This is a genomic window from Amycolatopsis sp. NPDC043887 (assembly GCF_056435665.1).
In genome coordinates this window covers 967503-979615 of the sequence record NZ_JBWKEB010000001.1, presented here as the reverse complement: position 1 = coordinate 979615, position 12113 = coordinate 967503, and the positions used below count along the sequence as shown (strand labels likewise).

14 protein-coding genes are annotated in these 12113 nt (G+C 68.8%); 3 read left to right on the top strand and 11 right to left on the bottom strand.

Annotated elements, in window-relative coordinates; translation table 11 throughout:
* Positions 1 to 44: 44 nt before the first annotated feature.
* Positions 45 to 227 (top strand): hypothetical protein, encoded by a 183-nt coding sequence (locus tag AC069H_RS04850; protein ID WP_016330943.1) that lies wholly within the window; start codon positions 45 to 47, stop codon positions 225 to 227.
* 51 nt (positions 228 to 278) lie between these two features.
* On the opposite strand, the gene AC069H_RS04845 is transcribed toward AC069H_RS04850, so the two are convergent.
* The 7 genes from AC069H_RS04845 to hemL form a co-directional block, all read right to left on the bottom strand.
* On the bottom strand, positions 279 to 1601 hold the full coding sequence (locus AC069H_RS04845; protein WP_478231361.1) for a MinD/ParA family ATP-binding protein: 1323 nt from the start codon (positions 1599 to 1601) through the stop codon (positions 279 to 281).
* Between the two features lie 79 nt (positions 1602 to 1680).
* The gene (gene ccsB / locus AC069H_RS04840; protein ID WP_478231360.1) at positions 1681 to 2652 is read right to left on the bottom strand and encodes a c-type cytochrome biogenesis protein CcsB; all 972 of its coding nucleotides are present in this window, start codon (positions 2650 to 2652) and stop codon (positions 1681 to 1683) included.
* A 5-nt stretch (positions 2653 to 2657) separates the two neighbouring features.
* Positions 2658 to 4157, bottom strand: a complete 1500-nt coding sequence (gene resB / locus AC069H_RS04835) for a cytochrome c biogenesis protein ResB (protein WP_478231418.1) — start codon at positions 4155 to 4157, stop codon at positions 2658 to 2660.
* 74 nt (positions 4158 to 4231) lie between these two features.
* Entirely contained in the window at positions 4232 to 5005 is a 774-nt protein-coding gene (locus AC069H_RS04830) for a cytochrome c biogenesis CcdA family protein (RefSeq protein ID WP_125678892.1), read from the bottom strand.
* A 172-nt stretch (positions 5006 to 5177) separates the two neighbouring features.
* A complete protein-coding gene (locus AC069H_RS04825) occupies positions 5178 to 5759 on the bottom strand; it encodes a TlpA family protein disulfide reductase (protein ID WP_478229507.1) in 582 nt (193 codons plus the stop codon).
* On the bottom strand, positions 5756 to 6388 hold the full coding sequence (locus AC069H_RS04820; RefSeq protein WP_340684885.1) for a histidine phosphatase family protein: 633 nt from the start codon (positions 6386 to 6388) through the stop codon (positions 5756 to 5758). Before AC069H_RS04820 ends, AC069H_RS04825 begins: the two co-directional genes overlap by 4 nt.
* Positions 6385 to 7689, bottom strand: coding sequence for a glutamate-1-semialdehyde 2,1-aminomutase (gene hemL, locus AC069H_RS04815; RefSeq protein ID WP_340684886.1), 1305 nt, complete (start codon positions 7687 to 7689; stop codon positions 6385 to 6387). Before hemL ends, AC069H_RS04820 begins: the two co-directional genes overlap by 4 nt.
* Before the next feature lie 132 nt (positions 7690 to 7821).
* On the opposite strand from hemL, the gene AC069H_RS04810 reads away from it, so the two are divergent.
* Positions 7822 to 8313 (top strand): TspO/MBR family protein, encoded by a 492-nt coding sequence (locus AC069H_RS04810; protein ID WP_340684887.1) that lies wholly within the window; start codon positions 7822 to 7824, stop codon positions 8311 to 8313.
* Here the strand turns inward: AC069H_RS04810 and AC069H_RS04805 are convergent.
* From AC069H_RS04805 to hemB, 4 genes are read right to left on the bottom strand one after another with little or no spacing between them, the layout of a single operon-like run.
* On the bottom strand, positions 8306 to 8692 hold the full coding sequence (locus AC069H_RS04805) for a hypothetical protein (protein WP_478229506.1): 387 nt from the start codon (positions 8690 to 8692) through the stop codon (positions 8306 to 8308). The genes AC069H_RS04810 and AC069H_RS04805 overlap by 8 nt on opposite strands.
* Positions 8670 to 9122, bottom strand: a complete 453-nt coding sequence (locus tag AC069H_RS04800; protein ID WP_478229505.1) for a hypothetical protein — start codon at positions 9120 to 9122, stop codon at positions 8670 to 8672. The genes AC069H_RS04805 and AC069H_RS04800 overlap by 23 nt, the downstream gene beginning before the upstream one ends.
* Entirely contained in the window at positions 9119 to 9670 is a 552-nt protein-coding gene (locus tag AC069H_RS04795) for a hypothetical protein (RefSeq protein WP_378434401.1), read from the bottom strand. Before AC069H_RS04795 ends, AC069H_RS04800 begins: the two co-directional genes overlap by 4 nt.
* Positions 9671 to 9680: 10 nt before the next feature.
* The gene (hemB, locus tag AC069H_RS04790) at positions 9681 to 10652 is read right to left on the bottom strand and encodes a porphobilinogen synthase (protein ID WP_478229502.1); all 972 of its coding nucleotides are present in this window, start codon (positions 10650 to 10652) and stop codon (positions 9681 to 9683) included.
* 137 nt (positions 10653 to 10789) lie between these two features.
* Here hemB and AC069H_RS04785 point away from each other — a divergent pair, with 137 nt between their 5' ends.
* A complete protein-coding gene (locus tag AC069H_RS04785; protein ID WP_478229501.1) occupies positions 10790 to 12076 on the top strand; it encodes an Nramp family divalent metal transporter in 1287 nt (428 codons plus the stop codon).
* Positions 12077 to 12113: the final 37 nt, after the last annotated feature.

The following is a 12113-nucleotide window of genomic DNA, read 5'->3' as shown; positions in this document are numbered from 1 at the left end:
CTCGTGGGATTGAGCAACGTCCTCCACGCGGAAAGGGACCGAGCATGATCTATCTGCTCGCGGCCATCGGAGCGCTCACCGTCGCCGTGGTGTTGTGGCGGGCGTTCGGGATCGAGCGTGTCGGGGTGCCCTCGTCGCGACCGACGCTGGCCCCGGACGACGACCCCGACTTCCTGCGCAAGCTAGGTGAGCAGCAGCGCAAAGGTAAAGACGAGGACAAAGACTAGGCCTGGGAGCCCCGCTCCTCCGTTGAGGGTGGCGGCGGGGGCATGGATGGACTAAGGCTGGATCGGCTGGTACTGCTGGCCGCCGAAACCGTCGGCGACGGTGGCGGCCAGTTCCAGCAACGCCAGCCGGGTGTCCGCGTCGAGCCGGTCCAGCTCGATCTCGGCGCCCTCTTCCAGATGCGGGTCGAACGGGATCCGGCACACCGAACGGACGCGCGCGCCGAAGTGCGCGGAGAGCTTGTCGAGATCGACGGAGCCACCCTTCGGCCGCACCGAGTTGATCACCGCGACAGAGCGTTTGACCAGGTCACCGTAGCCGTGCGCTTCCAGCCAGTCGAGCGTGGCCGACGCACTGCGCGCCCCGTCGACGGAGCCTGAAGAGACCACCACCAGCGCGTCCGCGACGTCCAGAACGCCCTTCATCGCCGAGTGCATCAAACCGGTCCCGCAGTCGGTGAGCACGATGTTGTAGAAGTGCTCCAGCAGGTTGACCGTGCGCCGGTAGTCGTCCTCGGAGAAAGCCTCCGAAACCGCCGGGTCCTGCTCGCTGGCGAGGATCTCCAGCCTGCTCCCACCCTGCGAGGTGTACGAACGGACGTCGCTGTACCTGGTGATCTTGTCCGCGTCCCGCAGCAGGTGCCGCACGGTCGCGGTGGTCTCGATCGGGATCTTCTGCGACAGCGTCCCGCGGTCCGGGTTCGCGTCGACGGCGACGACCCGGTCACCGCGCAGCGAAGCGAACGTCGAGCCCAGCGTGGTCGTCGTGGTGGTCTTGCCGACGCCGCCCTTGAGGCTCAGCATCGCGATCTTGTAACACCCGCGCAGCGGCTGGTTGATCTGCGCGATCAGCTCGCGCTTGCGCGTGTCCTTGGGGCTCTCGCCCGGGTTGACGAGCTTGCCGGTGCCCACGTAGAGGGCCTTGCGCCAGCCCGACTGCGGCTTGCGCTTCTGCGGCTTCACCAGGCTCGCGGTGGCGAGCTCGTCCGGGAGCGCGTGCCTGCCCTGCGGCTGCGGAAGCCCCGGCACCGCCTGTTGCTGCGGCGGCTGCGCGTACTGCTGCTGCGGCGGGTACTGGGCGGCAGGCTGCGGCGGGGACTGCTGGGGCTGCTGAGGGTGCAGCGGGGGCAGGTTCTGGTCGTAGGGCTGCTGATACTGCCCTTGCGACGGCTGCGGCAGCGGCGGCTGCTGCTGCGGGTACTGGGCCTGCTGCGGCGGGTACTGCGGCTGGACGACCTGGGTCGGCTCGGCCTCGAAGCCGCTCGCCGTCGGGTGCGGCGCCGAATCCGTCCGGTCCTCGGAGAACAACTCCGAGGGCTGGACGCTCTCGGTGGGTTCGGGGTGGCCAGGAGCCGATTCTTCGCTGGGTCCGGTCACCGCTGAATTCCTCCTCCGCGCACGTCTTCCCCGATTACCTCAGTATTGACGGTAGTCGGCACGCGCGCAGGGGCGGCGGTCAGCCCCCGGCGTAGGAGTGCAGGCCCGACGTCACCAGGTTCACGAAGAACATGTTGAAGATCGTCGCGGAGAACCCGACGATGTTGATGATCGCGGCCCTCTTCCCGCGCCAGCCCGCGGTGGCACGGGAGTGGAGGTACGCCGCGTAGACGACCCACGCCACGAAGGCGACGGTCTCCTTGGGGTCCCAGCCCCAGAACCGGCCCCACGCCGCCTCGGCCCACACCGCGCCGCAGAGCACGCCGAAGGTGAAGATCGGGAAGGCGAAGATGGTGGTGCGGTAGGCGATGCGGTCGAGCACGTCCGCGGCGGGCAGCTTCGGGCCGAACTTGGCGAACTTCGCCGGGTTGTCGTCGTGTGCGGCGCGGAAAAGGTAAAGGACGCTCGCGACACCCGGCACCAGGAAGACACCCGAGCCGATGATCGCCGCGGAAACGTGGATGATCAGCCAGTACGACTGGAGCGCGGGCTGCACCGGCGCGGCCGTCGTGTACAGCATGGTGCCGTTGACGAACATCAGGATCACGACCGGCAGCAGCAGGAAGCCGGTGAGGTGGCGGACCGGGAACTTCCGCATGATGACGAGCCAGGTCACGACGGCGATGAAGGTCGTGGCCATGCCGTATTCGTAGAGGTTGCCCCACGGCGCGCGGTGCACGGCGAACCCGCGCAGCACGATCGCGGCCAGGTGCAGCACCGCGGCCAGCACCAGCAGCGCGGCGCCCATGCGGCCGATGCGCTCGGGGCGGCCGATCTCGCGCGGGGGCTCGACGGGCGTCCCGTAAGCCGGCGGCGGGCCGCCCGCGCCGACCAGTTCGCGGGAGCGCTGCATGCTGCGCTGCGCCGCCAGACGGCCCTTCGCGCCGAAGCCCTGCTCGATGAGGGCGAACATCAGCGCGAGGACGTAGATCGCCGCCGCGGTGGTGTAGGAGTAGTCGCTGTACTGGGACAGCGTCTCGTTGATCGGCATGACCTCTAGTTGCCTCTCTGCCCCTGGACCAGCTTGTCGCTGATCCGCTGGAACTCTTCGCCGTAGCCCGCCTGATCGGTGCGCGCCAGCCCGGCGACCTCGATCACGGTACCCGTCTCACCTTCGCGCGCCGGGGTCACCCGCACCCACACCCGGCGCCGTTTGACCAGCAACGATCCCGCCAGCCCGATCAGCATCGCGACCGCGCAGACCAGCACCCAGCCCTGCACCGGATCGTGCGAGACCTGGATGGCGACCCATTCCTGGACGCCGTCGAAGCGGACTTTCGTGCCGTCGTCCAGCACGGTCTCCTGGCCCTGGTCCAGGTTCTGCCGCGTGAGCTTCTTGAGCCTGCCGTCCTCGACGAGCGACTGGTCGATCTGGAAGATCGACTGCCCGCGGCCGGCGTCGAGACCGAGGTCGCCACGGTAGATGTCGACGGCCACGGCCGGCTTGTTCGCCTCGGGCCGCGAAGACGTGAGCACGTTGCCGTGCATGAACGCGGTCGGCGCGAGCAGGCCGGTGATCGCGAGCTGGCGGGTGCGGCGTTCGATCGGGTCGGTGATCCCCGGCTGGTCGATCTTCGTCGCGCCTTCGGAGAGCTTCGTCGGCTCGTCGGCGGGACGCCACGGAGTGATGTTGGTACGCACGGTGCCGTCGGGGAAGGTCACGGTGAACTTCGGGGAGTAGCCGAAGTTCAGCAGGTAGACGCGGTCTCCCGCGGTGCGCAGCGGCGAGTTGACCTCGAGCCCGTACGGCTTCCAAGCACCGGTCTTCAGGTCTTCGCCGGACTGGTACTCCATGTTGGAGTGGTAGTAGTTCGCCTGCCCGCTCTCGGTGTAGCGCGCCTCGAAGTCCTTGAGGCGGATGCAGAACGCGTTGAGGTCGGTGCCGTCGACGCGCAGCCCGGCGTTGAAGGTGTCGTAGCCGAGGATCCCGGAGTTGCACCACGGGCTGCCGTCGGCCTGGACGATGACCTGGCCTTCGTAGCCGAACATCTTCCCCAGCGCGAAGAAGATGATCAGGCCGAGCATGCCGAAGTGGAAGACGAGGTTGCCGGTCTCGCGGAGGTACCCGCGTTCGGCGGAGATGCTCCGGCTTCCGTCTGCCTCTTCGCGCTCGACACGGCGCCAGCCCTTGAGCAGCGTGTGCGTGTCCTTCATGACCGTCTCGGGGGTCCGGTCGGTCGTGGTGGACACGTGATGCGGCATCCGCGAGAGCTTGCGCGGCGTGAGCACCGGCTTCGCGCGCATCGCCTTCGCGTACTCGAAGCTGCGCGGCGCGAGACAGCCGATGAGCGAGACCATCAGCAGGATGTAGATCGCCGAGAACCAGACGCTGCCGTAGACCTCGAAGAACTGCAAGCGGTCGAGCAGTTCGCCCCACCAGCCGTGCGCGGCGATGTACTCGTCGGTCTTGGCGACGTTGAGGTTCCGCTGCGGCAGCAGCGCGCCGGGCATCGCGGCGAGCGCGAGCAGGAACAGCAGCACCAGCGCGGTGCGCATCGACGTCAGTCCGCGCCAGGTGTTGCGCAGGAAGGCGATGGCGCGCTTGAGCGGCGTCGGGCGGTATCGGGTGGTCACAAGGGCAGCCTGAGGTCGTTCACGAGGGTGTTCCGGATCCAGCCGATCATGTCGCCCCACAGCCCGGTCACCAGCAGGATGCCGACGATCATCAGCAGGACACCGCCGAAGACCTGCACCTGACGGCCGTGGCGGCGCAGCCAGTCGGTGGCGCGGACGGCCCAGCGGGCGCCGACCGCGATGAGGAGGAACGGGACGCCGAGGCCGAGGCAGTACACCAGGATCAGCGCGTAGCCGCGGACGGCGGCGCCACCGGTGGCGCTGGCCAGGGTGGTGACCGCGGACAGCGTCGGCCCGATGCACGGCGTCCAGCCGAGCCCGAACACCGCGCCGAGCACCGGCGCGCCCCACAGTCCGCCGCGCGGCACATGGTGCGACCGGAACTCGCGCTGCAGGCCAGGGATCCAGCCGAGGAAGACCAGCGCCATCGCGATGGTCAGCACGCCGCCGAGGCGCTGGAGGAGATCCATGTTGAGCTGGACGACGTCGGCGATCCACACCAGCGTCCCCAGCGTCACCACGAAGACGACGGTGAACCCGAGCACGAACAGCGCCGCCGCGCCGACGACGGCGTAGCGGCCCTTCTTGCGCCCCTCGTCGGGGCTGACCGCGGGGGCGTCCGCGCCGACCAGCGCCGCCAGGTACGCGAGATACCCGGGCACCAGCGGCACGACGCACGGCGACGCGAAGGAGATCGTCCCGGCCAGCAGCGCCACACCCGCCGCGAGCAGCAGCGGCCCTGAGAGCGCCAGCTCGGTAACACCGTTCACGCAAAGGAGCGTAGGGAGTGTGGTTCAAGTGAAAACGCCGGGGCTGGCCCAACGGGACCTACGTCGCACCCGGTCAGGACCTTGGTCCCGTCCCCTTTACCGCGTTTCGTCCTCTGAACGCGGTAGTTGCACACGCAAGGACCGCATTCAGAGGACGAAACGCGTGAAGTGGTCAGGCGGGTTCGGCGGCCAGGCGCTGGACGACGGGCAGCAGGTCCGACGCCAGCAGGTCCCGCAGGAACACCGCGGCGACGCGGTGCTGTTTGTCCAGCACGATCGTCGACGGGATGATGTTGCGCGGATAACCCGAAAGCTGCAGCAGCGTCCGCCCCGACGGGTCGTAGATCGACGGGTACGTCAGTTTCCGGTCCCGCATGAAGTCCTGCGGCGGCTTCCGGTCGTTGTCGCGCAGATCGATGCCGATCACCTCGACGCCGGACGCCTTGGTCTGGTCGTAGACCTTCTGCATCTCCGGCGCCTCGACGCGGCACGGCCCGCACCACTGGCCCCACAGGTTCAGCACGATGACCTTGCCGGGGAAGTCCGCGATCGAGAGCTGCTTGCCCTCGTTCATCAGGTCGTCGCCGGACAGCGTCGGCGACGGTTGGCGGTCCGCGACGTCGTAGGTGATGTCGACCTTCCCGCCCGGCGACACGAAGTTGAACGAGCCGCCGGTGACGACGGCGTCCTTGCCGGTGGTGCAGCCGGTGACGACGAGCGCCAGCCCGACGACGGCCGCCACGAGTCGCTTCATGCGCCGGTCACCTTCGGGTCGGTCGTGCCGGCGGGCTCGCTGTAGACGATCCGCACGAGTTCCTCGCCCTCGAAGACCAGGCTGGTCAGCGACGCGAGCGAGCACTGCCGGTTGCGCGGGTCGTGCCAGAGCCGCTTCGCCTCCAGGAACCGCCGCACGGTCCAGATCGGGAGCTGGTGCGAGACGCACAGCGCCTCGTGGCCCTCGGCCGCCCGCCGCGCGCGGTGGATGGCGCCGAGCATGCGGTGCGCGATCTCGACATACGGCTCGCCCCAGGACGGCCGGAACGGGTTGACCAGCTTCGGCCAGTGCTTCGGCTGGCGAAGGGCGCCATCGCCGACGGCGACGCGCTCGCCCTCGAACTGGTTGTCCGCCTCGATGAGCCGATCGTCGGTGTCGACGTCGAGGCGGTGCGCGGCGGCGATCGGCGCCGCGGTCTCCTGCGCGCGCTGAAGCGGCGAAGCGACGACGTAGGTGATGTCGTGCTTCGCGACGGCTTCGGCGACCGTCAGCGCCTGACGTTGTCCGCGGTCGGAGAGCTTGAAGCCGGGCAGGCGGCCGTACAGGATCTTGTCCGGGTTGTGCACCTCACCGTGGCGGAGCAGGTGCACGATCGTCGTCTCGCTCACGCCTGGACCGCCTCGGCGGCGGCGCGTGCGGCGACGCGCAACGCGGAGGAGATGATCTCGAACTCGGCGTCGCCCATGGCCGCGTTGACGAACCACGCCTCGTACGCGCTCGGCGGCGCGTACACGCCGTTGTCCAGCAGCGCGTGGAAGAACGCCGGGAACCGCCAGGTCTCCGAGGCCTGCGCGCCCGGGTAGTTCGTCACCGGGTTCTCGCTGAAGAACACGCTGACCAGGTTGCCCGCGTACTGCACGGTGTGCGTGACACCCGCCTCGGTCAGCGACCGGTCGAACAGGTCGCCGAGCCGCTTCGCGTTCGCGTCGAGGGCCGCATACACGGCGTCGTCGGCCGCGCGCAGCGTCGCGAGCCCGGCGGCGACGGCGACGGGGTTCCCCGACAGCGTCCCCGCCTGGTACACCGGCCCGCCCGGGGCCAGCTTCGCCATCACGTCGGCGCGGCCGCCGAAGGCCGCGGCGGGCAGCCCACCCGACATCACCTTGCCGAAGGTGTACAGGTCACCGGCGACGCCTTCGAGGCCGAACCAGCCCGCCTTCGAGACGCGGAACCCGGTCATCACCTCGTCCATGATCAGCAGCGCGCCGTGCTCGTGCGCGATCTCCTTGAGGCCGGCGTTGAAACCGTCGGCCGGGGCGACGGCGCCCATGTTGCCCGCGGCGGCTTCGGTGATGATCGCGGCGATCGAGTCCGGGTTGTCCACAAAGGACTTCCGGACCGCGTCGAGGTCGTTGTAGGGCAAGACGATCGTGTCGGCCGCCTGCGCGCCGGTGACACCGGGCGAGGTCGGGAGGCCGAGGGTCGCGACGCCGGAGCCCGCTTCGGCGAGCAACGCGTCGACGTGACCGTGGTAGCAGCCCGCGAACTTGATGATCTTCGCCCGGCCGGTGAACCCCCTGGCCAGCCGGATCGCGCTCATCGTCGCCTCGGTGCCGGAGTTGACCAGGCGCACCTGCTCCACCGGCTCGACACGGCCGATGATCTCTTCGGCCAGTTCGACCTCGCCACGCGTCGGGGTGCCGAAAGACAGCCCGTCGACAGCGGCTTCACGCGCGGCGGAGACGACGTCCGGATGCGCGTGCCCGAGGATCATCGGGCCCCACGAGGAGACCAGATCGACGTAGCGGTTGCCGTCGGCGTCCCAGAGGTACGGGCCCTCGCCGCGCACCATGAACCGCGGGGTGCCGCCGACGGAGTTGAAGGCCCGCACCGGGGAGTTCACCCCGCCCGGGACCACGGCCTTCGCTCGTTCGAACCATGCCTTGGACTGATCGACTCCGGTAGTCACGTCCCCAGTCTCGCAAATCACGGATGACACCCGCCGTTAGGTCGTGTCCTGGTCCTCGCGGTTCCGGGCACGGCGTGACCAGGCCCACTAGGGTGGGAGCACTCCCGTCGAAACCCTCGCGGAGGAATCCACGTGTCCACGGTGCCGTCACCACCGACCCACCACCGTCGCCTGCGCTGGCAGGCCTTGGCCGGATTCATCGCCATGGCGGGAATCGTGGGCATCGTGGCCGGGCTGGCGGTCGCCACCCGCTCCGAAACGCACAACGCGCTGGCTCGCCCGTCGTGGGCGCCGCCGGGCTGGCTCTACGGGCCGATGTGGTCGGTCCTGCTGCTCCTGGTCGCCTTCGCGGGCTGGTGCTACTGGCGCACCGACGGCGAAACGCGCGGCTTCGCCTTCTACGGCGTCTGCCTGCTGCTGACCCTGCTGTGGACGCCGCTGTTCTTCGCCGGCGGCGCACACGCCCTCGCCCTGGCCGACGTCGTCGTGCTGGACTTCGTCGTGCCCATCACGATGGCGGAGTTCGGCCGCCGGTCGAAACTCGCGGCCTGGCTGCTCGTGCCGTATCTGCTGTGGCTGCTGTTCTCGACCGCGGTCAACGCCGCGGTCGTGTGGCTCAACTGAGCTTCGGTTCCTTGGGCTTGCGGCCCTTGGCCCGGATGGCGAGCAGGAACTGGCGGATCGCGTCCACCACCAGGATCGCGGCCAGCACGCCCAGCCCGATGGCGCCGGCGAGCGGGCCACCGAAGTAGCGCTGCGATTCAAGCGTCGTCGTCTCGCCGTAGGTGATCACGACCGGGACGACACCGGCCTTCCAGCACGCGAAGGAACCCCACACCGCGAGCGCGGCGAGGATCAGTTCGACCGCCCCCACGACGGCGCGCAGGGGTTTGTGCAGCCGGGCGTCTCGCCGGGAGTCCTCCGGTGGCCACAGATCGGCACCGGTCGGCTGGGGAAGGTCGATCACGGTGGGCAGTTTCTCATGACTCTGTGGTGCGGGCACGCACCAAATCCCCGAGTGCCTCGCGGAGGGCGTCCGGATCCTTGGCCCAGGCGCGCACGAAAACGCCGTCTTCGAGTTTCAACCCGACTTCGCCGTGCTTCTTGGGGATCGTCCAACCTCCGCCGAGGACCCGCGAGCCGACCGGGGCCTCGTCTTCGAGTACCTCGGCGATCCGGGCCGCCTCCAGCGTTTCCCTGCCCTGCCGGTAGCCGTCCGCGGTGACCTCGAGCGAGAGGTACCGGCGACGCGCGTACACCCAGGGCACGGTGATCGCCACCAGCCCCACCGCGACCAGGATCCAGGCGAGCCAGTGGACCGGGCCACCCGTCGCCAGCTCCGCGAGCAGCCCGGCGAGGGCGAACAGCGGCGCCCACAGCAAAGCCGTCCAGCCGACGCCGGGTTCGTCGTAGAGGGACGGCTCGGAGGTCATGGCAGCGTGCGCCCGACCTTCGGGAAATGGTCGGCGACGCTGGGCAGGTACATGAGCACCAGCGCGATCGCCACCAGCAGGGTGGACACCAGCAGGAACACGTTGAGCGAACCGCGCAGGATCAGCAGTTCCACCAGGACCAGGAAGACCGCGCCCACGGTGAGGACCGTCCTGGCCGACCGCGTTCCCTCACGGGCCTTGTACGCGAACAGCGCGAACAGGACCGCGAAGGTGAGCGCGCCGCCGAACAGCATCCACAGCAGGGTGTTCACGCCGGAAGCGACCTGCACCGGATCGGCGGGCTGACCGGGAACCGGGTTCTCCCTGATCTGCTTGAGGATGCCCTCGGTCAGTTCGTCCTTCAGCACCAGCAGGGCGATCTGCCCGGCCACCAGGACGACACCGGCGAGGATCCACAGCCAGAACGAGATGGCCACCGGCTTCGGCACCGTGATCTTCGGCGGCTTCTGGCCGGGGAGGATCGGATCCGGTGACATTCCCCGCTTGCGGCGCTCGTCGTCCGTTTCGTCGGCTCTGCTGTCGCTCACGCGAGGCAGCTTAGTCCAGCCAAGCAGCGGCTTCGGCGGCCCAGTAGGTGAGGATCATGTCCGCCCCCGCGCGGCGGATCGACGTCAGTACCTCGAGGATCGTGCGTTCGCGATCGAGCCAGCCGTTCGCCGCGGCGGCCTCGACCATCGCGTACTCCCCCGAGATGTTGTACGCCGCCACGGGAACCGTCGACGTCTCGGCGGCGGCCCTGATGACGTCCAGATAGGTCAGCGCGGGCTTGACCATGATCATGTCGGCGCCCTCGGCGATGTCCAGCTCGATCTCGCGCAACGCCTCGCGCACGTTGCCCGGATCCTGCTGGTACGTCTTCCGGTCGCCCTTCAGCTGCGAATCGACGGCCTCACGGAAGGGGCCGTAGAACGCGCTGGCGAACTTCGCCGAGTACGCGAGGATGCCGGTGTCCGTGCGCCCGGCGCGGTCGAGCGCGGCGCGGATGACGCCGACCTGGCCGTCCATCATGCCACTGGGACCGAGCAGATGGGCCCCCGCCTCCGCCTGCGCCAGCCCCATTTCCGCGTACACGCGCAGGGTCGCGTCGTTGTCGACACCGCCTTCGGCGTCGAGGACGCCGCAGTGGCCGTGGTCGGTGAACTCGTCGAGGCACGTGTCCGCCATCAGGACCGTCGCGTCGCCGAGATCGGACCTCAGGTCGCGCAGGGCGACGTTGAGGATGCCGTCCGGGTCGATCGCGCCGGAGCCCTCGGCGTCCCGCGCCTTCGGGATACCGAACAGCATCAGGCCGCCGACCCCGGCGTTGACCGCGTCGACGGCGGCTTTGCGCAGCGTGTCGCGGGTGTGCTGGACGACGCCGGGCATGCTGGAGATCGGGCGGGGCGCGTCGGCGCCCTCGGCCACGAACATCGGGAGGATCAGCTGGCGGGGGCGCAGCGTCGTCTCACCGACCAGCCTGCGCATCGCCGGAGTGGTACGGAGCCTGCGGGGACGATGTTCGGGGAACACCCCTACGACGGTACTCCCGCTCGCTAGAGGGGCGGTGAACGGCTCAGGGGCCAGGCGGCCGAACCTTTCCTAAGGAACGGTAAAGAGTCGCCTTTGTCCGATTCATACGCGGTGTGACGTGGGTTACCTTTCCCTCCATGTCGAGCTCAACGGTGACCGACCAACTGGAAGAACCGCCCGTCGGCTGGCGCGCACGGCTGCGCCAGGTCGGGCCAGGGATCATGGCCGCGGCGACCGGGGTCGGCGCGGGTGACCTCGTCGCGACGATGGTGGCCGGATCGCGCTTCGGGTACACGCTGCTGTGGGCGGTACTCGTCGGCACGATCTTCAAACTCGCACTGGCCGAAGCCGTCGGCCGCTGGCATCTGACCTCGGGCCGGACGATCCTGTCCGGCTGGCGAACACTGGGGATCTGGGCGCTGATCTACTTCGGGATCTACGCGGTGATCTGGGGCTTCGTCTACGGCGCGACCGCGATGTCCGCGTCGGGCCTGCCACTGAACGCGCTCTTCCCCGCGCTTTCGGTGCGGTACTGGGCGATGATCTGCGGCCTGCTCGGCTTCGCGCTGGTGTGGTTCGGGCGCTACGCGATCATCGAGAAACTGATGACCGTCCTGGTCGGCATCATGTTCGTGACCGTGGTCGGGACCGCGATCCTCGTCGTGCCGAATTTCGCGGAACTGTTCAAGGGCGCTGTCCCGACCCTGCCCGACGGCTCGCTCGTCTACGTCCTCGGCCTGGTCGGCGGCGTCGGCGGCACGATCACCATGGCGGCGTACGGCTACTGGACGCTCGCGAAGGGCTGGCGTTCGTCGAAGTGGCTCCCGATGATGCGCACCGACAACGCCGTCGGGTACGTCATGACCGGGATCTTCGTGATCGCCATGCTGATCGTCGGCGCGGAACTGCTGATGGGCCAGAAGATCATCTCGGGCGACAAGGGCCTGCTGTTCCTCGGCGACACCCTCGCCGCGGACTACGGGCAATGGGCGCGGATCCCGTTCCTCATCGGCTTCTTCGCCGTTTCGTTCACGTCGGTGATCGGTGTCTGGCACGGCGTGAGCCTGCTCTTCGCGGACTGGTGGCGCATTCTGCGGCTGCCCAGGAACGCGACGGAAAGCGTTGAGGCGTATGAGAAAAAGGCCGGTGAGCGCAGTGTCGCGTACCGAGGATACGTGCTGTGGCTGACCTTCCCGCCGATGGCGTTGCTGTTCCTGGACCAGCCCTTCCAGCTCACCGTGATCTACGGCGTGCTGGGCGCGTTGTTCATGCCGTTCCTGGCGGCGACCTTGCTGGTGCTGCTGAACACTTCGCGGGTGCCTCGGGAAGGGCGTTCGCGGTGGCTGTCGAACGGGCTGCTGGGCGTGTGCCTGGCGATGTTCGCGTACCTGGCGTACACGGAGGTCGTGAAGTTCTTCTCGTGAGTGGTAAGGACGGTTCTAACCGTCCTTACCACTCACG